Origin of the sequence: Streptomyces sp. NPDC052042 (genome assembly GCF_044548345.1) — a bacterium.
Classification (GTDB): Bacteria; Actinomycetota; Actinomycetes; order Streptomycetales; family Streptomycetaceae; genus Streptomyces.
In genome coordinates, this window is sequence record NZ_JBIUBU010000002.1 from 310,230 (window position 1) to 336,359 (window position 26,130).

The 26,130-nt window shown below is 69.2% G+C and carries 18 protein-coding genes; 14 read left to right on the forward strand and 4 right to left on the reverse strand.

The window, feature by feature from the left end:
• Positions 1-38: 38 nt before the first annotated feature.
• The 8 genes from rplJ to tuf all read left to right on the forward strand — a co-directional run bounded on the left by rplJ (position 39) and on the right by tuf (position 14,391).
• Positions 39-569 carry a 50S ribosomal protein L10 gene (gene rplJ, locus ACIHCL_RS06640; protein WP_399857638.1) on the forward strand — a complete coding sequence of 177 codons (531 nt, stop codon included), beginning with the start codon at positions 39-41 and terminating at the stop codon, positions 567-569.
• A 111-nt stretch (positions 570-680) separates the two neighbouring features.
• Positions 681-1,067: a 50S ribosomal protein L7/L12 gene (gene rplL, locus ACIHCL_RS06645; protein WP_399857641.1), complete on the forward strand. Its 387-nt coding sequence runs from the start codon at positions 681-683 to the stop codon at positions 1,065-1,067.
• A gap of 602 nt (positions 1,068-1,669) precedes the next feature.
• On the forward strand, positions 1,670-5,155 hold the full coding sequence (rpoB, locus tag ACIHCL_RS06650) for a DNA-directed RNA polymerase subunit beta (protein ID WP_399857643.1): 3,486 nt from the start codon (positions 1,670-1,672) through the stop codon (positions 5,153-5,155).
• Positions 5,156-5,285: 130 nt separating this feature from the next.
• Positions 5,286-9,185, forward strand: coding sequence for a DNA-directed RNA polymerase subunit beta' (locus tag ACIHCL_RS06655; protein WP_399857646.1), 3,900 nt, complete (start codon positions 5,286-5,288; stop codon positions 9,183-9,185).
• 842 nt (positions 9,186-10,027) lie between these two features.
• Positions 10,028-10,399, forward strand: a complete 372-nt coding sequence (gene rpsL / locus ACIHCL_RS06660; protein ID WP_003948652.1) for a 30S ribosomal protein S12 — start codon at positions 10,028-10,030, stop codon at positions 10,397-10,399.
• 2 nt (positions 10,400-10,401) lie between these two features.
• The gene (rpsG, locus tag ACIHCL_RS06665) at positions 10,402-10,872 is read left to right on the forward strand and encodes a 30S ribosomal protein S7 (protein WP_399857649.1); all 471 of its coding nucleotides are present in this window, start codon (positions 10,402-10,404) and stop codon (positions 10,870-10,872) included.
• Between the two features lie 38 nt (positions 10,873-10,910).
• Positions 10,911-13,037, forward strand: coding sequence for an elongation factor G (gene fusA / locus ACIHCL_RS06670; protein WP_399857652.1), 2,127 nt, complete (start codon positions 10,911-10,913; stop codon positions 13,035-13,037).
• A 160-nt stretch (positions 13,038-13,197) separates the two neighbouring features.
• On the forward strand, positions 13,198-14,391 hold the full coding sequence (tuf, locus tag ACIHCL_RS06675; protein WP_399857655.1) for an elongation factor Tu: 1,194 nt from the start codon (positions 13,198-13,200) through the stop codon (positions 14,389-14,391).
• A gap of 657 nt (positions 14,392-15,048) precedes the next feature.
• On the opposite strand, the gene ACIHCL_RS06680 is transcribed toward tuf, so the two are convergent.
• From ACIHCL_RS06680 to ACIHCL_RS06695, 4 genes are all read right to left on the reverse strand, one after another.
• Positions 15,049-16,251: a hypothetical protein gene (locus tag ACIHCL_RS06680; RefSeq protein WP_399857657.1), complete on the reverse strand. Its 1,203-nt coding sequence runs from the start codon at positions 16,249-16,251 to the stop codon at positions 15,049-15,051.
• A 336-nt stretch (positions 16,252-16,587) separates the two neighbouring features.
• Positions 16,588-17,631, reverse strand: coding sequence for a helix-turn-helix domain-containing protein (locus ACIHCL_RS06685; protein ID WP_399857659.1), 1,044 nt, complete (start codon positions 17,629-17,631; stop codon positions 16,588-16,590).
• 412 nt (positions 17,632-18,043) lie between these two features.
• Positions 18,044-20,476 (reverse strand): poly(A) polymerase, encoded by a 2,433-nt coding sequence (locus tag ACIHCL_RS06690; protein ID WP_399857662.1) that lies wholly within the window; start codon positions 20,474-20,476, stop codon positions 18,044-18,046.
• A gap of 84 nt (positions 20,477-20,560) precedes the next feature.
• The gene (locus ACIHCL_RS06695; protein WP_399857665.1) at positions 20,561-22,231 is read right to left on the reverse strand and encodes an RNA ligase family protein; all 1,671 of its coding nucleotides are present in this window, start codon (positions 22,229-22,231) and stop codon (positions 20,561-20,563) included.
• Positions 22,232-22,977: 746 nt separating this feature from the next.
• On the opposite strand from ACIHCL_RS06695, the gene rpsJ reads away from it, so the two are divergent.
• From rpsJ to rpsS, 6 genes are read left to right on the forward strand one after another with little or no spacing between them, the layout of a single operon-like run.
• On the forward strand, positions 22,978-23,286 hold the full coding sequence (rpsJ, locus tag ACIHCL_RS06700; protein WP_003948644.1) for a 30S ribosomal protein S10: 309 nt from the start codon (positions 22,978-22,980) through the stop codon (positions 23,284-23,286).
• A 13-nt stretch (positions 23,287-23,299) separates the two neighbouring features.
• Positions 23,300-23,944, forward strand: coding sequence for a 50S ribosomal protein L3 (gene rplC, locus ACIHCL_RS06705; protein ID WP_399857668.1), 645 nt, complete (start codon positions 23,300-23,302; stop codon positions 23,942-23,944).
• 7 nt (positions 23,945-23,951) lie between these two features.
• Positions 23,952-24,602 carry a 50S ribosomal protein L4 gene (gene rplD, locus ACIHCL_RS06710; RefSeq protein WP_399857671.1) on the forward strand — a complete coding sequence of 217 codons (651 nt, stop codon included), beginning with the start codon at positions 23,952-23,954 and terminating at the stop codon, positions 24,600-24,602.
• Positions 24,602-24,925 carry a 50S ribosomal protein L23 gene (rplW, locus tag ACIHCL_RS06715; protein ID WP_399857673.1) on the forward strand — a complete coding sequence of 108 codons (324 nt, stop codon included), beginning with the start codon at positions 24,602-24,604 and terminating at the stop codon, positions 24,923-24,925. The genes rplD and rplW overlap by 1 nt, the downstream gene beginning before the upstream one ends.
• A 39-nt stretch (positions 24,926-24,964) precedes the next feature.
• On the forward strand, positions 24,965-25,801 hold the full coding sequence (rplB, locus tag ACIHCL_RS06720) for a 50S ribosomal protein L2 (RefSeq protein WP_399857675.1): 837 nt from the start codon (positions 24,965-24,967) through the stop codon (positions 25,799-25,801).
• Positions 25,802-25,813: 12 nt separating this feature from the next.
• On the forward strand, positions 25,814-26,095 hold the full coding sequence (gene rpsS, locus ACIHCL_RS06725) for a 30S ribosomal protein S19 (protein WP_283853425.1): 282 nt from the start codon (positions 25,814-25,816) through the stop codon (positions 26,093-26,095).
• Positions 26,096-26,130: the final 35 nt, after the last annotated feature.

Genomic DNA, 26,130 nt, shown 5'->3' on the forward strand with positions numbered 1-26,130 from the left:
CTGAGCGGTCCTCATCACCCGGAAGGAGGCCGACCCTCATGGCAAGGCCCGACAAGGCTGCCGCGGTAGCCGAGCTGACGGACCAGTTCCGCAGCTCGAACGCCGCCGTGCTGACCGAGTACCGGGGTCTCACCGTGGCCCAGCTCAAGGAGCTGCGCCGTTCGCTCGGTGAGAACGCCCAGTACGCCGTGGTGAAGAACACGCTGACCAAGATTGCGGCCAACGAGGCCGGGATCGACTCGCTCGACGACCTGTTCGCGGGTCCGACGGCGGTCGCCTTCATCACCGGTGACCCGGTGGAGTCGGCAAAGGGTCTTCGTGACTTCGCCAAGGAGAACCCCAACCTCGTCATCAAGGGCGGTGTCCTTGACGGCAAGGCGCTGTCCGCCGACGAGATCAAGAAGCTCGCGGACCTCGAGTCCCGCGAGGTTCTGCTCGCCAAGCTGGCGGGCGCCTTCAAGGGCAAGCAGACCCAGGCTGCTCAGGTCTTCCAGGCGCTCCCGTCGAAGCTCGTCCGCACCGTGGACGCGCTGCGCGCCAAGCAGGACGAGCAGGGCGGTGCCGAGTAACTCGGCTCGCACATTGACCGCTGCCCGAGGCTGCGGTCAGAGCGGGCCGCACGTATGCCCGCCAGACATGTACATCCGGCACCAGCCGAATTAGTGGAAGGATCGCCCATCATGGCGAAGCTCAGCCAGGAAGACCTGCTCGCGCAGTTCGAGGAGATGACCCTCATCGAGCTCTCCGAGTTCGTGAAGGCCTTCGAGGAGAAGTTCGACGTCACCGCTGCCGCCGCCGCGGTCGCCGTCGCGGCCCCGGGCGCCCCGGGTGCCCCGGCCGAGGCCGCCGAGGAGAAGGACGAGTTCGACGTCATCCTCACCGGCGCCGGCGACAAGAAGATCCAGGTCATCAAGGTCGTGCGCGAGCTGACCTCCCTGGGTCTGAAGGAGGCCAAGGACCTCGTCGACGGTGCCCCGAAGCCCGTCCTCGAGAAGGTCAACAAGGAGGCCGCGGACAAGGCTGCCGAGGCCCTCAAGGGTGCCGGCGCCGCTGTCGAGGTCAAGTGACCCCGGGAGTCGGCAGACTCCTTTCGGTGCTCGCGCCGTAACGGTGCGGAGACCGCATGACGAAGGGCGATCACCCGTCGGGGTGGTCGCCCTTCGGCGTACCCGAGCCGCCGCCTTGCTCTTCCGGCGTTGACGAGTATGGTGATCATCGCCGTTGCCTCGCGGGGACGGCCGCCCGTCGTCGGAAGGCCGCCGGGGCGCGACCCCCGGCAAGGGGCCTTGACGAACGGCACGCGGCGCGCGATTCTCAGGACGCGTCAGCACATCGATCCGAATCCGAGGCATGGATCGTGGCCGAAGCGGGCAGTAAAGAAGAGCGCAGCACGCGCGGGACCAATAGGTGTTGAGAACAACTGGTGCGAGCAACGTGGGTTTCTGAGAACCCTCACTGGACATCAGTGTGCCGTTTGGCTACACTGTCCCTTTGCGCTGCCTGTTAGCTGCCCCCTGCCCGTCACCAGGGGCATGCCCTCGCTTGAGCACCGACGATCAATTGTCTCTGACCTGGCCTTTTCCGACCGGAGTCAGGAACCGACCGTTTCGGCGTCCGGCGGGGGACCGGTACGCGCGTAGTGAGTCCGAGCCCTCGGAAGGACCCCCTCTTGGCCGCCTCGCGCAACGCCTCGACCGCGAATACGAACAACGGTGCCAGCACCGCCCCGCTGCGCATCTCCTTTGCAAAGATCAGGGAGCCCCTCGAGGTTCCGAACCTCCTCGCGCTGCAGACCGAGAGCTTCGACTGGCTCCTCGGCAACGCCGCCTGGAAGGCTCGCGTCGAGGCTGCTCTGGAGAGTGGACAAGACGTCCCCACCAAGTCCGGACTGGAGGAAATCTTCGAGGAGATCTCCCCGATCGAGGACTTCTCCGGGTCGATGTCGCTGACGTTCCGCGACCACCGCTTCGAGCCCCCGAAGAACTCGATCGACGAGTGCAAGGAGCGCGACTTCACGTACGCCGCCCCGCTCTTCGTCACGGCGGAGTTCACCAACAACGAGACCGGTGAGATCAAGTCCCAGACGGTCTTCATGGGCGACTTCCCGCTCATGACGAACAAGGGCACCTTCGTCATCAACGGCACCGAGCGCGTCGTCGTCTCGCAGCTCGTCCGTTCGCCGGGTGTCTACTTCGACTCGTCCATCGACAAGACGTCCGACAAGGACATCTTCTCCGCCAAGATCATCCCCTCCCGGGGTGCCTGGCTGGAGATGGAGATCGACAAGCGTGACATGGTCGGTGTCCGCATCGACCGCAAGCGCAAGCAGTCCGTCACCGTCCTGCTGAAGGCGCTCGGCTGGACCACCGAGCAGATCCTCCAGGAGTTCGGCGAGTACGAGTCCATGCGCGCCACCCTGGAGAAGGACCACACCCAGGGCCAGGACGACGCGCTGCTCGACATCTACCGCAAGCTCCGTCCGGGCGAGCCGCCCACGCGCGAGGCCGCCCAGACGCTGCTGGAGAACCTCTACTTCAACCCGAAGCGCTACGACCTCGCGAAGGTCGGCCGCTACAAGGTCAACAAGAAGCTCGGCGCCGACGAGCCGCTGGACGCCGGCGTGCTCACCACCGACGACGTCATCGCCACCATCAAGTACCTGGTGCAGCTGCACGCCGGTGAGACCGAGACGATCGGGGAGTCCGGCCGCACGATCGTCGTCGAGACCGACGACATCGACCACTTCGGCAACCGCCGCCTGCGCAACGTCGGCGAGCTCATCCAGAACCAGGTCCGCACGGGTCTGGCCCGTATGGAGCGCGTCGTGCGCGAGCGCATGACGACCCAGGACGTCGAGGCGATCACGCCGCAGACCCTGATCAACATCCGGCCGGTCGTCGCCTCCATCAAGGAGTTCTTCGGCACCAGCCAGCTGTCCCAGTTCATGGACCAGAACAACCCGCTGTCCGGGCTGACGCACAAGCGCCGTCTGTCCGCGCTCGGCCCGGGTGGTCTCTCCCGTGAGCGGGCCGGCTTCGAGGTCCGTGACGTGCACCCGTCCCACTACGGACGCATGTGCCCGATCGAGACCCCCGAAGGCCCGAACATCGGTCTGATCGGTTCGCTCGCCTCGTACGGCCGGGTGAACGCGTTCGGCTTCATCGAGACGCCGTACCGCAAGGTCGTCGACGGTCAGGTCACCGACGAGGTCGACTACATCACCGCCGACGAGGAGGACCGCTTCGTCATCGCGCAGGCGAACGCGACCCTCTCCGAGGAGCTGCGCTTCGTCGAGCCCCGCGTCCTGGTCCGCCGCCGCGGCGGCGAGGTCGACTACGTGCCGCCGGCCGAGGTCGACTACATGGACGTCTCGCCGCGCCAGATGGTGTCCGTCGCGACCGCGATGATCCCCTTCCTGGAGCACGACGACGCCAACCGCGCCCTCATGGGGGCGAACATGATGCGGCAGGCGGTGCCGCTCATCAAGTCCGAGGCCCCGCTCGTCGGCACCGGCATGGAGTACCGCTGCGCCACCGACGCCGGTGACGTGCTGAAGGCCGAGAAGGACGGTGTGGTCCAGGAGGTCTCCGCGGACTACATCACCGTGACGAACGACGACGGCACGTACACCACGTACCGCATCGCCAAGTTCATGCGCTCCAACCAGGGCACCTCGGTCAACCAGAAGGTCATCGTCTCCGAGGGCGACCGGGTCGTCGCCGACCAGGTCCTCGCCGACGGCCCGGCCACCGAGAACGGCGAGATGGCCCTGGGCAAGAACCTGCTCGTGGCGTTCATGCCGTGGGAGGGTCACAACTACGAGGACGCGATCATCCTGTCGCAGCGCCTCGTGCAGGACGACGTCCTCTCCTCGATCCACATCGAGGAGCACGAGGTCGACGCCCGTGACACCAAGCTCGGCCCCGAGGAGATCACCCGGGACATCCCGAACGTCTCCGAGGAGGTCCTCGCCGACCTCGACGAGCGCGGCATCATCCGCATCGGTGCCGAGGTCGTCGCCGGCGACATCCTCGTCGGTAAGGTCACGCCCAAGGGCGAGACCGAGCTGACCCCCGAGGAGCGCCTGCTCCGCGCGATCTTCGGTGAGAAGGCGCGCGAGGTCCGCGACACCTCGCTGAAGGTGCCGCACGGCGAGATCGGCAAGGTCATCGGCGTCCGCGTCTTCGACCGCGAGGAGGGCGACGAGCTGCCGCCGGGCGTGAACCAGCTGGTCCGCGTCTACGTCGCGCAGAAGCGCAAGATCACCGACGGTGACAAGCTCGCCGGCCGCCACGGCAACAAGGGCGTCATCTCGAAGATCCTGCCGATCGAGGACATGCCGTTCCTGGAGGACGGCACCCCCGTCGACATCATCCTCAACCCGCTGGGCGTCCCGTCCCGAATGAACCCGGGACAGGTCCTGGAGATCCACCTCGGCTGGCTCGCCAGCCGCGGCTGGGACGTCTCCGGCCTCGCCGACGAGTGGGCCAAGCGCCTGCAGTCCATCGGCGCCGACCGGGTCGCCCCCGGCACCAACGTCGCCACCCCCGTCTTCGACGGTGCGCGCGAGGACGAGATCTCCGGCCTCTTCGACGCCACGATCCCGAACCGCGACGGCGACCGCCTGGTGCAGCCCTCCGGCAAGGCCAAGCTGTTCGACGGCCGCTCCGGCGAGCCGTTCCCGGACCCGGTCTCGGTCGGCTACATGTACATCCTCAAGCTGCACCACCTCGTCGACGACAAGCTGCACGCGCGTTCGACGGGTCCGTACTCGATGATCACCCAGCAGCCGCTGGGTGGTAAGGCGCAGTTCGGTGGTCAGCGCTTCGGTGAGATGGAGGTGTGGGCCCTTGAGGCTTACGGCGCCGCATACGCCCTCCAGGAGCTCCTGACGATCAAGTCCGACGACGTGACCGGCCGCGTGAAGGTCTACGAGGCCATCGTCAAGGGCGAGAACATCCCCGAGCCCGGCATCCCCGAGTCCTTCAAGGTGCTCATCAAGGAAATGCAGTCGCTCTGCCTCAACGTGGAGGTGCTGTCCTCCGACGGCATGTCCATCGAGATGCGCGACACGGACGAGGACGTCTTCCGCGCGGCGGAGGAGCTCGGTATCGACCTGTCCCGGCGCGAGCCGAGCAGCGTCGAAGAGGTCTGACGGGTTGGCCGGCCGGACCCCTCGTGTCCGGCCGGCTCTCCCCGGACCCGTTCAGACCATTGCTGAAGTGCCCCATATTTCTCGCCTGACGCGAGGGGGCTCGAACCCCCGAAAGAGGGATTGACGACAAGTGCTCGACGTCAACTTCTTCGACGAGCTGCGGATCGGCCTCGCCACCGCGGACGACATCCGGACCTGGTCGCACGGCGAAGTGAAGAAGCCGGAGACCATCAACTACCGCACGCTCAAGCCCGAAAAGGACGGACTCTTCTGCGAGAAGATCTTCGGTCCGACCCGGGACTGGGAGTGCTACTGCGGCAAGTACAAGCGTGTCCGCTTCAAGGGCATCATCTGTGAGCGCTGCGGCGTCGAGGTCACGCGCGCCAAGGTGCGCCGCGAGCGCATGGGCCACATCGAGCTCGCCGCTCCCGTCACCCACATCTGGTACTTCAAGGGCGTCCCGTCGCGCCTGGGCTACCTGCTCGACCTGGCGCCGAAGGACCTGGAGAAGGTCATCTACTTCGCCGCGTACATGATCACGTACGTGGACGAGGAGCGCCGTACCCGCGACCTGCCCTCGCTGGAGGCGCACGTCTCCGTCGAGCGCCAGCAGATCGAGAACCGCCGCGATGCCGATCTGGAGGCCCGCGCCAAGAAGCTCGAGACCGACCTGGCCGAGCTGGAGGCCGAGGGCGCCAAGGCCGACGCGCGCCGCAAGGTGCGCGAGGGCGCCGAGCGCGAGATGAAGCAGCTGCGCGATCGCGCGCAGCGCGAGATCGACCGCCTCGACGAGGTGTGGAACCGCTTCAAGAACCTCAAGGTCCAGGACCTGGAGGGCGACGAGCTGCTCTACCGCGAGCTGCGCGACCGCTTCGGCACGTACTTCGACGGCTGCATGGGCGCCGCCGCCCTGCAGAAGCGCCTGGAGTCCTTCGACCTGGACGAAGAGGCCGAGAGGCTCCGCGAGATCATCCGTACCGGCAAGGGCCAGAAGAAGACCCGTGCGCTCAAGCGCCTCAAGGTCGTCTCCGCGTTCCTGCAGACCAGCAACAAGCCCAAGGGCATGGTGCTCGACTGCGTGCCGGTCATCCCGCCGGACCTGCGTCCGATGGTGCAGCTGGACGGTGGCCGCTTCGCGACCTCCGACCTGAACGACCTGTACCGCCGTGTGATCAACCGCAACAACCGTCTGAAGCGGCTTCTCGACCTCGGCGCGCCCGAGATCATCGTCAACAACGAGAAGCGCATGCTTCAGGAGGCCGTTGACGCCCTCTTCGACAACGGCCGCCGCGGTCGCCCGGTCACGGGTCCCGGCAACCGCCCGCTGAAGTCCCTCAGCGACATGCTCAAGGGCAAGCAGGGCCGCTTCCGCCAGAACCTGCTCGGCAAGCGCGTCGACTACTCGGCGCGTTCCGTGATCGTCGTCGGCCCGCAGCTCAAGCTGCACCAGTGCGGTCTGCCGAAGGCCATGGCGCTGGAGCTCTTCAAGCCGTTCGTGATGAAGCGCCTGGTCGACCTGAACCACGCGCAGAACATCAAGTCGGCCAAACGCATGGTCGAGCGCGGTCGCACCGTGGTGTACGACGTCCTCGAAGAGGTCATCGCCGAGCACCCGGTGCTGCTGAACCGTGCGCCCACGCTGCACCGCCTCGGCATCCAGGCCTTCGAGCCGCAGCTGGTCGAGGGCAAGGCCATCCAGATCCACCCGCTCGTCTGCACCGCGTTCAACGCGGACTTCGACGGTGACCAGATGGCCGTCCACCTGCCGCTCTCCGCGGAGGCGCAGGCCGAGGCCCGCATCCTGATGCTGTCCTCGAACAACATCCTCAAGCCGGCCGACGGCCGTCCGGTCACCATGCCGACCCAGGACATGGTGCTGGGCCTGTTCTTCCTCACCACGGACGGGGAGGAGCGCGACGTCCTCGGACAGGGCCGTTCCTTCGGCTCCACGGCCGAGGCGATCATGGCCTTCGACGCCCGCGAGCTGTCGCTCCAGTCGCAGATCGACATCCGCTTCCCGGTGGGCACCATCCCGCCGCGCGGCTGGGTGCCGCCGGTCGCCGAGGAGGGCGAGCCGGAGTTCCAGCCGGGCGACTCCTTCCGGCTGAGCACGACCCTGGGCCGCGCGCTCTTCAACGAGCTGCTGCCCGAGGACTACCCGTTCGTCGACTACTCGGTCGGCAAGAAGCAGCTCTCCGAGATCGTCAACGACCTCGCCGAGCGCTACCCCAAGGTCATCGTGGCGGCGACGCTCGACAACCTGAAGGCGGCGGGCTTCTACTGGGCGACCCGTTCCGGTGTCACCGTGGCCATCTCCGACGTCATCGTGCCCGAGGCGAAGAAGGCGATCGTCCACGGCTACGAGGCGCAGGACGAGAAGGTCCAGAAGCAGTACGAGCGCGGTCTGATCACCAAGGACGAGCGCACGCAGGAGCTCATCGCGATCTGGACCAAGGCGACCAACGAGGTCGCCGAGGCCATGACCGAGAACTTCCCCAAGACCAACCCCATCTTCATGATGGTGAACTCGGGTGCCCGAGGGAACATGATGCAGATGCGGCAGATCGCGGGTATGCGTGGTCTGGTGTCGAACGCGAAGAACGAGACGATCCCGCGTCCGATCAAGGCGTCCTTCCGCGAGGGCCTGTCCGTGCTGGAGTACTTCATCGCCACGCACGGTGCCCGTAAGGGTCTGGCGGACACCGCCCTGCGTACCGCCGACTCGGGTTACCTGACCCGTCGTCTGGTGGACGTCTCGCAGGACGTGATCATTCGCGAGGAGGACTGCGGCACCGACCGCGGCCTGAAGCTGCGGATCGCCGACAGGGAGGCCGACGGCGTGCTCCGCAAGACGGAGAACGTCGAGACCTCGGTCTACGCCCGCATGCTCGCCGAGGACGTCGTCGTCGACGGCAAGGTCATCGCGCCGGCCAATGTGGACCTCGGTGACGTCCTGATCGACCAGCTGGTCGCCGCGGGCGTCGAGACGGTGAAGACCCGCTCGGTCCTGACCTGCGAGTCCGCGGTCGGCACCTGTGCCTTCTGCTACGGGCGCTCGCTCGCCACCGGCAAGCTGGTCGACATCGGCGAGGCGGTCGGCATCATCGCCGCCCAGTCCATCGGTGAGCCCGGTACCCAGCTGACGATGCGTACCTTCCACACCGGTGGTGTGGCCGGTGACGACATCACCCAGGGTCTGCCGCGTGTCGTCGAGCTCTTCGAGGCCCGTACGCCCAAGGGTGTCGCCCCGATCTCGGAGGCGGCCGGCCGCGTCCGCATCGAGGAGACGGAGAAGACCAAGAAGCTCGTCGTCACCCCGGACGACGGCAGCGACGAGACGGCCTTCCCGATCTCGAAGCGTGCCCGTCTGCTGGTGGGCGAGGGCGACCACGTCGAGGTGGGCCAGAAGCTCACCGTGGGTGCCACCAACCCGCACGACGTGCTCCGCATCCTCGGCCAGCGCGCGGTCCAGGTCCACCTGGTCGGCGAGGTCCAGAAGGTCTACAACTCGCAGGGCGTGTCGATCCACGACAAGCACATCGAGATCATCATCCGGCAGATGCTCCGCCGCGTGACGATCATCGAGTCCGGCGACGCGGAACTGCTGCCGGGCGAGCTCGTCGAGCGTTCGCGGTTCGAGACCGAGAACCGTCGTGTGGTCACCGAGGGCGGTCACCCCGCCTCCGGCCGTCCGCAGCTGATGGGTATCACCAAGGCCTCGCTGGCGACGGAGTCCTGGCTGTCGGCCGCCTCCTTCCAGGAGACGACCCGAGTCCTGACGGACGCGGCGATCAACGCCAAGTCCGACAGCCTCATCGGCCTCAAGGAGAACGTCATCATCGGTAAGCTCATCCCGGCCGGTACGGGCCTGTCCCGCTACCGCAACATCCGGGTGGAGCCGACCGAGGAGGCCAAGGCCGCGATGTACTCGGCCGTCGGCTACGACGACATCGACTACTCGCCGTTCGGTACGGGCTCCGGCCAGGCCGTTCCGCTGGAGGACTACGACTACGGTCCGTACAACCAGTAAGAGGCGAGTCGCCTGAACGACCGGAGGGCGGTCATCCCGTTTGCGCGGGGTGGCCGCCCTCCGGCGTGTCGGGGCGGCGGCGCTGTCGATGCCGCGGGGGACGGGAGGGCGCCGCCCCGACCGCGCCGGCCATCGCCTCGGTGACGCCGCGGAGCGCGTACCCCATCGCCCCGTACGTGAGCCGCTCTCTCCCGGGGGCCTTCCCGGCGAGGCGGCCGGAAGAGGCGCGGAAGGCCGTCGCGTGATTGAGCCGAACCGGTTCCCGCACGCTCCGGGCACGATCGCATGATGCGGGCTCTTCGGCGGGCTTCCCGGAATTCCTCGGCTCCTGTCCGCCCGGTTCGTCCGGCACCGATACCCGTGACCCGGATGCCTCATGGAAAGAGCGGAATTCATCTGTGGGATTCCCTTCCGCCCCCTTCCGGACGCGCTCGCCCGGAAGGGAAGATCCAATCGGCCGAAGGGCCGGGAGGCCCTTCCGTTGATTCGGAACCCTCTTGAACGGAATGGGCTGAGCCCCGCGCAAGCGCCTGTCCGGGCCCACCATTGCGCTCTGTGAAGATTCGACCCCGTTGGATGAGCGAATGGCCCCCGGCGGGTCGGTGAGACGCATTTGTTTTGACCGGAGTCGACGAGGTAGGTACGCTCAGACCTTGTGCCTGGGGTGTGCCTAGGACTCGTGTGCGTGTCTTCAGCCGCATATCGATTCCGTCGATGGCCGCCGCAATCTGCGCCTGTCCTGTCCTTGCGGCAGTGGCCTGCAGGATTCGACACACCCGACCGCGTGGGTCGGTGACGTTCCAGGTTAGTTTGACGATCGGCACACAGAAACCGGAGAAGTAGTGCCTACGATCCAGCAGCTGGTCCGTAAGGGCCGGCAGGACAAGGTCGAAAAGAACAAGACGCCCGCTCTCGAGGGTTCGCCCCAGCGTCGTGGCGTCTGCACGCGTGTGTTCACGACCACCCCGAAGAAGCCGAACTCGGCACTCCGTAAGGTCGCGCGTGTGCGTCTGACCTCCGGTATCGAGGTCACGGCCTACATCCCGGGTGAGGGACACAACCTGCAGGAGCACTCCATCGTGCTCGTGCGTGGTGGCCGTGTGAAGGACCTGCCGGGTGTTCGTTACAAGATCATCCGCGGTTCGCTCGACACCCAGGGTGTCAAGAACCGCAAGCAGGCCCGCAGCCGCTACGGCGCCAAGAAGGAGAAGTAAGAATGCCTCGTAAGGGCCCCGCCCCGAAGCGCCCGGTCATCGTCGACCCGGTCTACGGTTCTCCTCTTGTCACCTCGCTGATCAACAAGATCCTGCTCAACGGCAAGCGTTCCACCGCCGAGCGGATCGTGTACGGCGCCATGGAGGGTCTCCGCGAGAAGACCGGCAACGACCCGGTCATCACGCTGAAGCGCGCGCTTGAGAACGTCAAGCCCTCGCTGGAGGTCAAGTCCCGCCGCGTCGGTGGCGCCACCTACCAGGTGCCGATCGAGGTCAAGCCCGGCCGTGCCTCCACGCTCGCGCTGCGCTGGCTCGTGGGTTACTCCCGCGCCCGTCGTGAGAAGACCATGACCGAGCGCCTCATGAACGAGCTGCTCGACGCGTCCAACGGTCTTGGCGCGGCTGTCAAGAAGCGCGAGGACACCCACAAGATGGCCGAGTCCAACAAGGCCTTCGCGCACTACCGCTGGTAGTCGCTACCCACATCGAGACCGAGAGAAGATTGAGCCTTATGGCCACCACTTCGCTTGACCTGGCCAAGGTCCGCAACATTGGGATCATGGCCCACATCGACGCGGGCAAGACGACCACCACCGAGCGGATCCTGTTCTACACCGGCGTTTCGTACAAGATCGGCGAGACCCACGAGGGTTCCGCCACGATGGACTGGATGGAGCAGGAGCAGGAGCGCGGCATCACGATCACGTCCGCCGCGACGACCTGCCACTGGCCGCTCGGCGATGTTGACCACACCATCAACATCATCGACACGCCGGGTCACGTCGACTTCACCGTCGAGGTGGAGCGTTCGCTCCGCGTCCTCGACGGCGCCGTCACCGTGTTCGACGGTGTGGCGGGCGTCGAGCCGCAGTCCGAGACCGTGTGGCGCCAGGCGGACCGCTACGGCGTTCCGCGTATCTGCTTCGTCAACAAGCTCGACCGCACCGGCGCCGACTTCCTGCGCTGCGTCGGCATGATCACGGACCGCCTCGGTGCGACCCCGATCGTGATGCAGCTCCCGATCGGTGCCGAGGCCGACTTCACGGGTGTCGTCGACCTCGTGACGATGAAGGCGCTCGTCTACCCCGTGGAAGCGACCAAGGGCGAGGCGTACGACGTCGTCGACATCCCGGCCGAGCTCGCCGAGGCCGCCGAGGAGTGGCGCGGCAAGCTCGTGGAGTCCGTCGCCGAGTACGACGAAGAGGTCATGGAGCTCTACCTGGAGGGCCAGGAGCCCACCGAGGAGCAGCTCCACGCCGCGGTCCGCCGCATCACCATCAACTCGGGCAAGGACGCCGAGACGACCGTCACCCCGGTGTTCTGCGGTACGGCGTTCAAGAACAAGGGCGTCCAGCCCCTGCTCGACGCTGTCGTGCGCTACCTGCCCTCCCCCCTGGACGTCGAGGCCATCGAGGGCCACGACGTCAAGGACCCCGAGGTCGCCATCGAGCGCAGGCCGTCCGACGAGGAGCCCCTCGCGGCGCTGGCGTTCAAGATCATGAGCGACCCGCACCTCGGCAAGCTCACCTTCGTCCGGGTCTACTCGGGCCGCCTGGAGTCCGGCACGCAGGTGCTGAACTCCGTCAAGGGCAAGAAGGAGCGCATCGGCAAGATCTACCGCATGCACGCGAACAAGCGTGAGGAGATCGCCTCGGTGGGCGCCGGCGACATCATCGCCGTCATGGGCCTGAAGCAGACCACCACCGGTGAGACGCTCTGCGACGACAAGTCGCCGGTGATCCTGGAGTCCATGGACTTCCCGGCGCCGGTCATCCAGGTCGCCATCGAGCCCAAGTCCAAGGGCGACCAGGAGAAGCTGGGTGTCGCCATCCAGCGCCTCTCCGAGGAGGACCCGTCCTTCCAGGTGCACTCCGACGAGGAGACCGGCCAGACCATCATCGGTGGTATGGGCGAGCTGCACCTCGAAGTGCTCGTCGACCGCATGAAGCGCGAGTTCCGCGTCGAGGCGAACGTCGGCAAGCCGCAGGTCGCGTACCGCGAGACCATCCGCAAGGCGGTCGAGCGCGTCGACTACACCCACAAGAAGCAGACCGGTGGTACCGGTCAGTTCGCCAAGGTGCAGATCGCGATCGAGCCGATCGAGAGCGGCGAGGCCTCGTACGAGTTCGTCAACAAGGTCACCGGCGGTCGTGTCCCCAAGGAGTACATCCCCTCGGTGGACGCGGGCGCGCAGGAGGCCATGCAGTTCGGCATCCTGGCCGGCTACGAGATGACGGGCGTCCGCGTGACGCTGCTCGACGGTGGCTACCACGAGGTCGACTCCTCGGAGCTGGCCTTCAAGATCGCCGGTTCGCAGGCCTTCAAGGAGGCCGCGCGCAAGGCGTCCCCCGTACTCCTTGAGCCGATGATGGCCGTCGAGGTCACCACGCCCGAGGACTACATGGGTGATGTCATCGGTGACATCAACTCCCGACGTGGCCAGATCCAGGCCATGGAGGAGCGCCACGGCGCTCGCGTCGTGAAGGGCCTCGTGCCCCTTTCGGAGATGTTCGGCTACGTCGGAGACCTCCGTAGCAAGACCTCGGGTCGCGCAAGCTACTCGATGCAGTTCGACTCCTACGCCGAGGTTCCGCGGAACGTCGCCGAGGAGATCATCGCGAAGGCCAAGGGCGAGTAACTCTCTCGAGTTCACGCTTTAGGCTTGTCACCGGAGCTCAGTGGGGTATTCCGCGCATAGCGCAAGCAATGCGTCGAATACCCCCGGCCCCGGCATCCCAGCAAAGATCACCTGGCGCCGATGAAGCAAGGCGTACAGAACCACTCCACAGGAGGACCCAGTGGCGAAGGCGAAGTTCGAGCGGACTAAGCCGCACGTCAACATCGGCACCATCGGTCACATCGACCACGGTAAGACGACCCTCACGGCCGCCATTACCAAGGTGCTGCACGACGCGTACCCGGAGCTCAACCAGGCCTCGGCGTTCGACATGATCGACAAGGCTCCCGAAGAGCGCCAGCGCGGTATCACCATCTCGATCTCGCACGTCGAGTACCAGACGGAGCAGCGCCACTACGCTCACGTGGACTGCCCGGGTCACGCTGACTACATCAAGAACATGATCACCGGTGCGGCGCAGATGGACGGCGCCATCCTCGTGGTCGCCGCCACCGACGGCCCGATGCCGCAGACCAAGGAGCACGTGCTCCTGGCCCGCCAGGTCGGCGTTCCGTACATCGTCGTCGCCCTGAACAAGGCCGACATGGTGGACGACGAGGAGATCCTGGAGCTCGTCGAGCTCGAGGTGCGTGAGCTCCTCTCCGAGTACGAGTTCCCGGGCGACGACGTTCCGGTCGTCAAGGTCTCCGCGCTCAAGGCCCTTGAGGGCGACAAGGAGTGGGGCCAGACCGTCCTCGACCTGATGAAGGCCGTCGACGAGGCGATCCCGCAGCCCGAGCGCGACGTCGACAAGCCGTTCCTGATGCCGATCGAGGACGTCTTCACGATCACCGGTCGTGGCACCGTCGTCACCGGTCGTATCGAGCGTGGTGTCCTCAAGGTCAACGAGACCGTCGACATCGTCGGTATCCGTCCGGAGAAGACCACCACCACGGTCACCGGCATCGAGATGTTCCGCAAGCTGCTCGACGAGGGCCAGGCCGGTGAGAACGTCGGTCTCCTCCTCCGTGGCATCAAGCGCGAGGACGTCGAGCGCGGCCAGGTCATCATCAAGCCGGGTTCGGTCACGCCGCACACCGACTTCGAGGCCCAGGCCTACATCCTGTCGAAGGACGAGGGTGGCCGCCACACCCCGTTCTTCAACAACTACCGCCCGCAGTTCTACTTCCGTACCACGGACGTGACCGGCGTCGTGACCCTCCCCGAGGGCACCGAGATGGTCATGCCGGGCGACAACACCACCATGTCCGTCCAGCTGATCCAGCCGGTCGCCATGGAGGAGGGCCTGAAGTTCGCCATCCGTGAGGGTGGCCGGACCGTGGGCGCCGGCCAGGTCACCAAGATCGTCAAGTAAGTACTTCACGTACTTGACTGTCTGACCTGGTTGCTCCGCACCGAGCACCAAGAAGGGCCCCCGGCCCGCCGCGCAAGCGGTGGACCGGGGGCCCTTCGGTGTTGCGGGTCCGCAGGTCAGGGGCGCCAGAGCCAGGGGTGGGCGTCGACGCCCAGGGCCGCGACCACCGGGTGGCCGTCCTCGCCGACGCGCAGGGCCGGGGCGTCGAGGGGGACGGGGCCGTGCTTCCGTACCGAGACGCCGCGGGGCGTACGGAGCTGGACCAGGCCCTTGCCGGTGCGTCCGAGCAGGACGGGGGAGTGGGCCGGGCCGGCCGCGGCGACGGGGCCGTAGCCGCTGAAGCCGCAGGGCGCGGCGCGGCAACGCGGACGAGGCGGCGGGCCGGGGCGGGTCCGCGGGGTGATCGGTCGGGTGCCGCTCCGCCATGCGCCGACCTGGTACGCGCCGATCCGGTACGCGTCGATCCATCACGCCGTGCTCCGTCCGCCCTCTGCGCAGCGGCCTGCCGACGGGCCCGGTGCTGCGTACCGGTTCACGCAGGTCGCGGGGGTATCACCGCTGCTGCGGCGGGATAGACGGAGATCGCACGGGGTGGGTTGCCTGGATCGTCCGGGCCCTGGCCGGCCTGGGCCCGCGTCACGGCCTCGGGACGGCGGGTCAGGTGCGGGTGACCGTGCCGCATTCCTCCCTGTCGGGGTCGGTGGACAGGGGTGCGCCGCGGTCGTACGGGTCCGATGCCGAGCCCGTGGCATCCGGGGCGGGGGCGTCGTCGGGGAACTGCGGGTGGACGTAGCCGTCGTACACGTCGCAGGCCGAGTTGTAGAGCCGGTAGTCGAGTTCCGTCACGGCGGGCTTGCCCGCCGTCACCCGGTAACGTGCGGGGTCGTACAGCACCAATGTCAACTGCCTGCGCACCAGCGAGCGTTCGAGCGAGTCCGACGACACCTTGCGTACGGGATAGACGAAGCTGTAGTCGGCGTGCACCTCGACCGAGCCGGGTTCACCCGCCTCGAAGGTCATCCGGCCCCGGGTCTTGACCACGTCGCCCACGAGCCGGACCTCCCGGGGGTCGAAGCGGGTGAACAGCGCCAGCGGGTCATGGTCCTTGGTGGGGCGCTTCAGCGCCTTTCGGAACTCGTCCTGGATGTCCTTCTGGCGGGGTTCGAGGAGGTCGAGCGCCGCCTCGGGCGATTCCCCGCGCAGGGTGGCCGGGGTGAGGTTCGCTCCCACCAGGAGCTTCTTCATCGTGGCCAGGGCGTGCGCCACCTGCTGCTCGCTCATCCCGCCGACCGCCTTCGCCGGGGGCACCTCGATGCCGTCCGCGCCGTCGGCCCAGCGGAGCGCGGGCGAGCCCCGGAACGGTTCGGCGAGCGTGGGGCGGTCGGGCGTCGGCCCATCGGCGGGCGCCGACGTGGGGCGGGCGGTCTCCGGGGGCAGCGGGGACGGAGGCGCGGCGCTGTCGGAATCCTGCCATGGCAGATGGTCCGTCAGCAGGCTCGGCCGTACCGCCACCAGGGCCAGGGCCGCCACAAGAACGACGGCCAGGACCGACGTGAAGCCGCTCCGCTTCCGCCCGCCGCCCCGCTGCTGCCACTCGGGTCCGGTCCGCCAGCCCTCCGGCTGCCAGGCGCCTGCCACCGGGGGCTTCTTCCGCCATGGCAGTTTCCTGCCACGAGACCGGGAGGCGGCCTCCTCGTCCAGCTCCCGCAAGCGGGCGGTGACCATGCGGGCCCGCGCGGACGGCTCCTTGGGTGCCCCTTGCCGCCCCGCCCCGCTCTCCGCCTGCCGCAGGAACTCCGCCCACTCCTCGTCGGAGGGCGTGTCGCCGCCCTCGGGCGGCGGCGCCGCAGTGCTGCTCATGAATTCCCGCTCCCTGATGCCGATGAATGCTCCGCCGGGCTTCGGCCCTCGACGTCGGTCGGTCGCGGGGCCGGTGGGGGAGCGGTGGGGCGGGTGAGGCGAGGGTTGGTGGGGGTGGTGCCGTGACCACTGCTGCGCCCGGGTTGACGAACAGGAGTTCTACCTTTCGGCTGTCATCGCTGTCCAGCGCGCTGGGGCCCGGAGGAGGTCGGGCAATCGAGGCTCCGACGCGCCCGCCTCCGCGAGGGCGGCGAGCAGGGCCGGCCGCTCGGCTGAGAGCCGTACCGCAGCGCGGCACCACGCCTGTCGTCGAGGGCGGAGCGGCCGGTGGTCTCGTCAGGCTGCTCTGTGCGGGGCTGCCTGCTTGGTGGGGCGGTCGCGGCAGTCGCGGCAGCGACCGGGGTCGGCGGCGCGGAAGGCGCGGTCGCAGGTGTCGCAGTTCTGGAGCGGGGTGATGACGACGCCGTGGCGGGGCGGGGTGAGCTCTGCGGCGCCGGGGAGTGGGGGTGGCAGGAGTGCGGTGATCCGGTGGCGGAGGAGCCTGGCCGGGTGTTTCAGGGGGTTGGGGAGGTCGGCGGTGAGCGTGTGGCGGATCGCGTCGGGGTGGGCGTCGCGTTCGAGCCAGGTGGCGACGCCGGGGGCGAGGGCGGCGACATCGCTTCCGGAGAGGGTGAGCCCGGGTGCGTGGCGGCGGAGGTCGGCGAGGAGCGCGGTGGCCGTGCGCTGAAGCTCCGGAGTGAACTTCTGCGGCTGGGGCAGCGGCGGAGGCGGTGTGGTGCGCGCGGCGGAGGTGGGGTGCGGCTGCGGTGCGGAGGCCGGGGGTGTTGCGGGGGCGACGCCGGGTGCGGGTGCCGGGGCGGGGATGACGGCGGTGGAGGGGCCGGGGTGTGGTTCGGGTGCGGACGTGGGGGCCGGTGGGGGTGCGGACGCGGGTGCCGGTGTGGGCGTGGGCCGTGGGGCCGGCTTGCCGGGAGCGGTCCGGGGTCGAGGGACCGTGAGGGAGTGGGCGGTGGCGCCGGGCTGGTTGTACGAGACGGTGCGGGTGACGATACGGCCGTCGGCGAGGCGTACGCGGCTGCGGTGGAGGTAGCCGTGGGCTTCGAGCTCGCGCAGGGCGGCGGCGATGCGGGTCTCGCTCTCGGGGAAGCGTTCGGCGAGGCGCTTGATGCCGATCCTGACTCCGGCGGGGAGCGACTGGATGTGGGTGGCGAGCCCGATCGCGGTGAGGGAGAGGCCGCGGTGCTGGGCGAGGTGGTTGCCGATGACGGTGTAGCCCGCGGCATGCCGGAAGTTGACGTGGATGACGCCGGACGACGGTGCCCTGTCTCCGGGTACGGGGGGCGGGGGGCACGGGGGCGCGGTAACCTGCGGGGTATCCATCAGGAAGGTCTCTTCTTCCTCGGTGGTCAGGCCCCCGGCTGAGAGTGCGAGTCTCGTCGGGGGCCGTCGCGTTTCTGGGGTTGTCGCGGCGAGCATAAGCCAGCGAACACGCGTGAAATCCAGCCCAGTTGCCCTGTGTCACCCGCGCGAGTGATGAGTATGGGACGGGGTCGGGTGTGGGTGGGGAGGGTGTTTTCCCAGGTTCTTTCAAAGCCTTATGCGTCGTGGAGCACGGGGACGCGGCTCACCGCGTCGTGGGTTTCCGCGACCCGGTGGAGCGGTCGCGGTACGAGGTCGCTTTCGGCCCGGATCATCCTGCGATGGGACGGGCGAGCCTGGCGCCTCGACGGACGGGGGAGGGCGGAACGGTGAACTCCCGGACGGTCCGCCGGTCTCACTGCTGATCCGGTGCTCACCGCAGAGCCGGCGCCTCGCTCGCGCGGGTGAGGTGGGCCTCGGGCAGCCCGCGCAGCAGCTCGCCGCCGATCTCCGCCAGGCGGGCCGCGTCGGGCGGGGTGCGGCCCAGGCCGATCGCGTACCGCACCTGGGACGCGTCGGCGCCGCACGGGCGGGGCCAGGCGTGGGCGTCCGGCGCGCCCGCCTCCGCGAGGGCGGCGAGCAGGGCCAGGATCCGGCCCCGGAAGCGGCCCTCGCCCTCGCCCCGCCGTACGGAGACGAGCGCCCAGGCGGTGTGCCGTCGGTGCAGGGGCGGCCGGGCGCGGAGCAGGGCGCGCGGCACGGGGGCGGTGTCGGGGGCGGACTCCAGGATCTCCCAGGCGCGGAACAACTCCTCGGCGACGAGGTCGCGGCTCGCCGCCGAGACCTGCGTGGTGCAGGAACGCACGGGGGCGGTCGGGGTCAGCACGGTCAGCGGCTGCTGAACAGCGCCTGGGCTCCCCTTGATCTCCCCGACGCCGACCGGGTGGTCCCAGTCCCGGACCGCCCAGGTCGCGAAGAAGTGCCGGAGCAGGGGGAGCGGCGGCAGGTCGCCCGAGTCGTGCGCGGTACGGGCCGCGAGGACCGACCAGGCCAGGCCCGGCAGCCCGCCGCACGGGGCGGAGTCCAGGCCGCGCGCCCGCGCCCACGCCTTGACCTCGCGGGCCAGTCCGGCGAACGCGGCCCGGTGCGGGTCCGCCGCCGCGAGCACCGCGTCCGCGTCGCTCACCGCGCTGAGCGCCCTGGCCGCCGTGCCGCCCAGTTCGGCGCGGCGGTCCACCGCCTTGGCCGGCGGAAGAGCCCCGGTCGGGACGGTCACCAGGTCCACCCGCAGACCGCCGACGCCGAAGCGCAGACCGGGCACCCGGGCGCCGGTCACTTCGCGTACGTCGAAGGCGTCCGGCAGTGCAGCGACCAGCCGTTCCCGTACGGCGGCACCCGACAGGCCCCTGTCGCCTGCCCTGTTCCCGTCGCGCGCCGCCTCCCCGTCGCCCACAGCGTCCCCGTCGCCCGGCAGCGCCGCGACCAGGTCCACATCCGCGCCGGGCAGCGCACAGCCCATCCGGCGCGAGCCCACCAGGTGGACCCGGGCCTCCGGCAGGGCGGCCGTCACCCGGCGGACGACCTCGGCCGCCAACGCTTCGTCGGCGGCCAACGCCTCGTCGGTCGGCCGTTCCTCGTCGACCGCCTCGTCGGCCTCGTCAGCCGCTGAACGCTCGTCGTCCCGGGCCGCCCCTGTGGCCAGCTCGACCCGCACCCCGAAGTGGTCCGAGACGTACAGCCCGTCCGGGGTCGGCACATCGCCCAGCAGCACCGCCGACGTCGGGCGCCACCGCTCCGAGCGGACCAGGACCCGGTCCAGCCGGGAGGCCCGGCCCGACAGCGAGGCGACGGCGGCCAGCGGGTTGACCGACGGGTCGAAGGTCGGCGTGCGGTCCGCCGCGCCGTGCACCCGGCTCCAGGCGTCCGCCATGCCCAGCCGCTGCTGCGGGGTGTCCCCGCCGTCGTTGAAGTCGCCGAGCAGCAGTACCTCGCCCTCGACGGCCGCCAACCCCGTGGCCAGATCGGTCAGTTCGGCGTCCCGGCGGTCCGCGCCGTTCGGCGAGTGGTCGCTGCTGAGATGGGTGACCGCGACCGTGACCGGCCCCGCCCCGCTCTCCACCACGACGGCGGCGACCGCCTTGTGCGGGCCCAGTTCGTGCAGCCCCGCCTCCCGCACCGGGAGCCTGCTGAGCAGCAGCAGACCACAGTCGGCGACGTCCCGGCCGCCCGGATCGGCCCAGAACGTGTACCGCTCGCGGAGCCAGGCGGCGTCCAGCAGCAGGGCGAGCAGGGCGGGCTCGGCCTCCTGGAGCGCGATGACGTCCGCATCCGCCGCGCGCAGGGCGTCCAGCAGCAGCGGGCGGCGCCGGGCGGTCTCGATGCGGTCGCTGTCGTAGCGGTCCCAGAGGGTGTTCCAGGTCAGCACCGTCAGGGGGCCCGTGGATGCCAGGGGGCCCGTTGAGGGGGACGAGGGGAGCGGCGCCGCGTTCCCCTCAACCGGCGTCCCCTCCACCGGTGCCCCCTCCACCGGCGCTCGCTCCACCGGCGCCCAGGAACCCCGGGGAGCGGAGTACGCGTGCGGCGTGCGGGAGGTGAAGTACGGGGACGGCAGGCGACGCGGGGCGCGCACTCGCCCGGCGTCCGTCGCGTCGACCCGGTCCACCCCCGCCGCCCGGTCCCAGACCACCTCGCCGTCCGCCTCGATGAACAGCACCCGGTGCCAGGGGATCTCGCCGCCGGGCGTGAACCGGGGGAGTGGCACCCGCTTCGGCTCCCTCCCGCGCTGTGCCACGCCCATCACGAAGCGCGCCGGATCGAACCGGGCGTCCCAGCGGACCCGGTGGTAGATCTCCTCGCTGGTGCGCATGCGTGCTCCGTTCCCTTCCTCGTTCTCCCGCCGGACCGTCGTTCTTCTGCCCCACCGCCGATACGCGGCTGCGCGGCTATGCGGCTACGCGCGGTCCTCCACCATCCCGCTCGCGCCGACGTACCAGGTGCGGTGCGCCTGGCCCGGGTACGGGGGCACGTACCGGCGCAGCTGCGCGGCCAGCACCTCCGGCGGTACGGGGTGGGCGCGGCGGCCGTTGCGGCGGACCAGTTCCACCCCTTCGACCACGGTCACGGCGTGGGTGAGCAGCGCGTCCCGCCGCCGGGCCACCGCGTGCACCAGGGAGCGCTGGTGCCCGTTGAGCGAGGTGGCGTCCCAGACGACCGTGCCGCCCGCCGCGAGCGCGGCGTCCAGCCGGTCCAGGCCCTCGCGCAGCACATCACCGTTGGCCCGCTGGTCGGCGCGCGGGCCCCGCGCCTCACGCAGGTCGTCCAGCGACAGATACGCGTCCATGTCCGGCAGACCCCGAGCGAAGGTGCTCTTGCCGCCGCCGGACGGGCCGACCAGATGGACCAGGCGCGGGAAGTCCCCGCCGCGCCACCGCCAGGTCGCGGCGACCGCTTCGTCGGCGGTGGTGATCCGGCCCAGGGCGTACGCCTCGCGGGCCTGCGCCCGGCAGCGGTCGGCGGCCACCGGGTCCAGGTCCGTGAACGCTTCGTCCAGTCCGGCGGGTTCCCGTACGTCCTGGGCGTGCAGCGCCGACCACTCCACCTGCTCGCGCTCCTCGTCGCTCCCCGCGACGGCGGCGGCCAGCGCGTGCAGCACCTCCAGATCGGCGGCGAACGACATCCGGGCCAGGCCGGTGCGGCGTTCCTCGTCCGGGTACGGACGGTGCAGTGCGGGGTGCAGTCCGACGAGGTCGGCGACGCGGCGGGCCACCGGCATGCCCAGCGTCCGCGCCAGCGCGGGCGCCAGTTCCGCCCGCCGACCGTGGTGCAGCAGCGCGGCCAGCACGCCGGTCAGCCGGTCGTCGCCGGTCCGGCCCAGTGCGTCCAGGGCGTCGGCCGTCGCGGCGGCGGCGCCGGCGTCCCACGCGGACGCCCCCGACGCCTCGGCCAGCGCCGCCGCGTCCACGGGCGCCCCGGAGCGTACGGCCCAGAGGGCCGCCGCCGGAGCGAGGCCGTTCTCCACCACGGCGGAGTGCATCCAGTGCGTATCGGTCCGTACATGGCCGGGCCGCACCCACTTCGCCACCAGGCGCCCGAAGTCCGCTGCGTCGAAGCCGTCGACGGGGCGCACCACGTACCCCTCCTGCCGCGTGGTGTCCGGCCTCAGCGCCCGCAGGGCCTTCTCGGCGCGGGCGTCGAACACCCCGCGCCACAGCACGCGCGGCACCGGTATCCCCAGGCCGCGCAGGAAGACCACCGTCCGGTCCCAGTCCAGGCAGCGTTCCCCGTCCCAGACGGAGAACCCGTAGAACCAGCTCTCCAGATCGTCGTACGGGAGGGAGTGGCGGGCGAACATGTTCTCGCCGCACACCCGCCACCCGGCCGGGATGCGGGAGCCGATCCGGCCCTGGAGCGCCTTCACCCAGCCCCGCGAGGGGTGGTGGGCGGAGTCGAGGGAGCGGGCGTGCAGGCCGTCCGCGTAGAGCGTGGTGTTCTCGCCGTCCAGCTTCTCGGTCACGACGACCTCGCGTCCGGCCAGCCCGGAGAGGCCCGTGATCCGTACGTCGTCCGAGGTCGCTCCGGGGGACCAGGGCAGGTGACCGGTGCGCGGATAGTGCGTACGCATGAGGAGAGCCCCTGGTGACGGCGGGATGGCGGCATGGCGGAACGGCGGGGTCGCGACATCGAGGGACGGCGAGAGGGCGGGAACGCGGCATCAAGGGACGATGGCGGCGGGAACGGGTGTCCGGCCGGTCACTGTAGGGGCGGGAAGGGTCGGCGCTCGACCGGTTTTACGCCGGAACGGCCCGATGCCGCGCACCGAAAACGCCCCGCCCGTCGGCCCGGCCCCCACACCGGAACGGCCCAGCCCGGCACCGCGCCGCGCGGCCGTCGCGATGGCCCGCCGTCGGGGCCCGGAGTCGTCCGTCGCGGACGCCCGGCACGACGTCCGGGGCGCGTCCGCGTTTGACCGAACGGGCGCGCGGGGTAGGATCCTCGGCCCGATTGGCCAGGCTCATGGCCTGTATGGCACACTGCTCAGGTTGCTCGGTTGAGTGTCAATGCTGCGCGCCTCCCGCCGGGAGGACTGGAAGCGAGTCCCACAGTACTCGTCGACCCCCTGCGGGTCGGACGTACGGGAATCTTCCGGGAAGCGTCAGTGGGGCGCCGACCAGGCACCCGGTGGGTCTCACCCCCGACGCTCCTGACGGAGCACAGCGCGGCCCTTGGGTCCGCACCCCCTCAGTTACGAGAGGTTCCCCAGGGAATTCCACGTAGAGGGGTTGCGACACGCCCGACCGCGTGGGTCGGAGAAGGAAACGGAACCACCGGGTTCCAGAGCGTTAGCGAGAGACAGGACTACTAGTAGCCATGGCGGGACAGAAGATCCGCATCCGGCTCAAGGCCTACGACCACGAGGTCATCGACTCCTCGGCGAAGAAGATCGTCGAGACGGTGACCCGCACGGGTGCGTCGGTCGCAGGCCCGGTGCCGCTGCCCACTGAGAAGAACGTGTACTGCGTCATCAAGTCGCCGCACAAGTACAAGGACTCGCGCGAGCACTTCGAGATGCGCACGCACAAGCGCCTCATCGACATCCTCGACCCCACGCCGAAGACGGTTGACTCGCTGATGCGTCTCGACCTGCCGGCGGGCGTCGACATCGAGATCAAGCTCTGAGGTGACGCGCGAGATGGCTAAGAACATCAAGGGCATCCTGGGCGAGAAGCTCGGCATGACGCAGGTCTGGGACGAGAACAACCGGGTCGTTCCGGTGACCGTCGTCAAGGCCGGCCCGAACGTCGTGACCCAGGTCCGTACGAACGACACCGACGGCTACGAGTCGGTCCAGATCGCCTTCGGCGAGATCGACCCGCGCAAGGTGAACAAGCCCCTCAAGGGCCACTTCGCCAAGGCCGACGTCACCCCGCGCCGCCACCTGGTGGAGCTCCGCACCGCCGACGCCTCCGAGTACACGCTCGGCCAGGAGATCACCGCCGAGGTCTTCGAGGCCGGCGTGAAGGTCGACGTCACCGGCAAGAGCAAGGGCAAGGGCTTCGCCGGTGCCATGAAGCGCCACAACTTCCACGGTGGCAAGGCCTCCCACGGTGCCCACCGCGTGCACCGCATGCCCGGCTCGATCGGTGGCTGCGCCACCCCGGGTCGTGTCTTCAAGGGCACGCGCATGGCCGGCCGCATGGGCAACGAGCGCGTCACCACCCAGAACCTGACCGTTCACGCCGTTGACGCGGAGAAGGGTCTGCTCCTCATCAAGGGAGCCGTCCCCGGTCCGAACGGCGGCCTCGTCCTGGTCCGTACCGCGGCCAAGGGGGCCTGAGGAACCGATGAGCACCATTGACATCCTTTCGCCGGCAGGCGACAAGGCCGGGACCGTCGAGCTCCCCGCGGAGATCTTCGACGCGAAGACCAGCGTTCCGCTGATCCACCAGGTCGTTGTCGCACAGCTGGCGGCTGCCCGTCAGGGCACGCACAAGACCAAGAGCCGCGGCGAGGTCCGCGGTGGTGGCAAGAAGCCGTACCGCCAGAAGGGCACCGGCCGCGCCCGCCAGGGCTCGACCCGTGCGCCGCAGTTCGCCGGCGGTGGCGTCGTCCACGGCCCCGTGCCGCGTGACTACTCGCAGCGGACCCCGAAGAAGATGAAGGCCGCCGCCCTGCGCGGTGCCCTCTCGGACCGGGCCCGTCACTCCCGTGTCCACGTCGTCACCGGCGTGGTCGACGGGACCGTCTCCACCAAGGGCGCCAAGACGCTGTTCGGCAAGATCACGGAGCGCAAGAACCTGCTCCTGGTCGCCGAGCGGTCCGACGAGGCCACGTGGCTGTCCGCCCGCAACCTGCCCCAGGTGCACATCCTGGAGCCGGGCCAGCTGAACACGTACGACGTGATCGTCTCCGATGACGTGGTCTTCACCCAGGCGGCTTTCGAGTCCTTCGTGTCTGGCCCCCAGACCGCTGAGACCGAAGGGAGCGACGCCTGATGAGCGAGGCGACCGTTACCAGCAAGACCTTCACGGACCCGCGTGACATCCTCGTCAAGCCGGTCGTGTCGGAGAAGAGCTACGCGCTGCTCGACGAGAACAAGTACACGTTCGTCGTCGCGCCGGGCTCCAACAAGACCCAGATCAAGCAGGCCGTGGAAGCGGTCTTCTCGGTCAAGGTCACCGGGGTCAACACGATCAACCGGCAGGGCAAGCGCAAGCGCACCCGCACCGGTTTCGGCAAGCGCGCCGACACCAAGCGCGCCATCGTGACCCTCGCCGAGGGCGACCGTATCGACATCTTCGGCGGTCCGACCGCCTGAGGGCGGTCTGACCGTCCGGAATCGGACGAGGACTGAGAAATGGGTATCCGCAAGTACAAGCCGACGACCCCGGGCCGTCGTGGCTCCAGCGTCGCCGACTTTGTCGAGATCACGCGGTCCACGCCGGAGAAGTCGCTGGTCCGCCCTCTGCACAACAAGGGCGGCCGTAACAACGCCGGTCGTGTGACCGTTCGCCACCAGGGTGGTGGCCACAAGCGCGCCTACCGCGTGATCGACTTCCGTCGTCACGACAAGGACGGCGTGCCGGCCAAGGTCGCGCACATCGAGTACGACCCCAACCGCACCGCGCGCATCGCACTCCTGCACTACGCGGACGGCGAGAAGCGCTACATCATCGCGCCGCGCGGCCTCGTGCAGGGCGACCGGGTCGAGAACGGCCCCGCCGCCGACATCAAGCCCGGCAACAACCTGGCGCTGCGCAACATCCCGGTCGGTACGACCATCCACGCCATCGAGCTGCGGCCCGGCGGCGGCGCGAAGTTCGCCCGTTCCGCGGGTGCCTCCGTGCAGCTGCTGGCGAAGGAGGGCACCATGGCCCACCTCCGCATGCCGTCGGGCGAGATCCGTCTGGTCGACGCCCGCTGCCGCGCCACCATCGGCGAGGTCGGCAACGCCGAGCAGTCGAACATCAACTGGGGCAAGGCCGGCCGCATGCGCTGGAAGGGCGTGCGCCCGAGCGTCCGCGGTGTTGCGATGAACCCGGTTGACCACCCGCACGGTGGTGGTGAGGGCAAGACCTCCGGTGGTCGCCACCCGGTCTCGCCGTGGGGTCAGAAGGAGGGTCGTACTCGTTCTCCCAAGAAGGCGAGCAACAAGTACATCGTCCGCCGCCGCAAGACGAACAAGAAGCGCTAGGAGCGGGTTTAGATGCCGCGCAGTCTCAAGAAGGGGCCCTTCGTCGACGGCCACCTCATCAAGAAGGTGGACGCGCAGAACGAGGCAGGCACCAAGAACGTCATCAAGACCTGGTCCCGCCGCTCGATGATCGTCCCGGCGATGCTGGGCCACACCATCGCGGTGCACAACGGCAAGATCCACGTCCCGGTGTTCGTCACCGAGTCGATGGTCGGCCACAAGCTCGGCGAGTTCTCGCCGACTCGCACCTTCCGCGGCCACGTCAAGGACGACCGGAAGTCGAAGCGCCGCTGACCGCGGAGTGGAACGACTGATGACTTACACCGAAG

What these genes read in the sequence shown, in the direction of transcription:
- ACIHCL_RS06685 (WP_399857659.1), bottom strand. Translation starts at nt 17,631, where the DNA reads ATGGATACCCCGCAGGTTACCGCGCCCCCGTGCCCCCCGCCCCCCGTA.
- rplB (WP_399857675.1), top strand. Translation starts at nt 24,965, where the DNA reads ATGGGTATCCGCAAGTACAAGCCGACGACCCCGGGCCGTCGTGGCTCC.
- ACIHCL_RS06695 (WP_399857665.1), bottom strand. Translation starts at nt 22,231, where the DNA reads ATGCGTACGCACTATCCGCGCACCGGTCACCTGCCCTGGTCCCCCGGA.
- rplD (WP_399857671.1), top strand. Translation starts at nt 23,952, where the DNA reads ATGAGCACCATTGACATCCTTTCGCCGGCAGGCGACAAGGCCGGGACC.
- rplW (WP_399857673.1), top strand. Translation starts at nt 24,602, where the DNA reads ATGAGCGAGGCGACCGTTACCAGCAAGACCTTCACGGACCCGCGTGAC.
- rplC (WP_399857668.1), top strand. Translation starts at nt 23,300, where the DNA reads ATGGCTAAGAACATCAAGGGCATCCTGGGCGAGAAGCTCGGCATGACG.
- rplJ (WP_399857638.1), top strand. Translation starts at nt 39, where the DNA reads ATGGCAAGGCCCGACAAGGCTGCCGCGGTAGCCGAGCTGACGGACCAG.
- fusA (WP_399857652.1), top strand. Translation starts at nt 10,911, where the DNA reads ATGGCCACCACTTCGCTTGACCTGGCCAAGGTCCGCAACATTGGGATC.
- rplL (WP_399857641.1), top strand. Translation starts at nt 681, where the DNA reads ATGGCGAAGCTCAGCCAGGAAGACCTGCTCGCGCAGTTCGAGGAGATG.
- rpsJ (WP_003948644.1), top strand. Translation starts at nt 22,978, where the DNA reads ATGGCGGGACAGAAGATCCGCATCCGGCTCAAGGCCTACGACCACGAG.
- rpsS (WP_283853425.1), top strand. Translation starts at nt 25,814, where the DNA reads ATGCCGCGCAGTCTCAAGAAGGGGCCCTTCGTCGACGGCCACCTCATC.
- rpsG (WP_399857649.1), top strand. Translation starts at nt 10,402, where the DNA reads ATGCCTCGTAAGGGCCCCGCCCCGAAGCGCCCGGTCATCGTCGACCCG.
- ACIHCL_RS06680 (WP_399857657.1), bottom strand. Translation starts at nt 16,251, where the DNA reads ATGAGCAGCACTGCGGCGCCGCCGCCCGAGGGCGGCGACACGCCCTCC.
- ACIHCL_RS06690 (WP_399857662.1), bottom strand. Translation starts at nt 20,476, where the DNA reads ATGCGCACCAGCGAGGAGATCTACCACCGGGTCCGCTGGGACGCCCGG.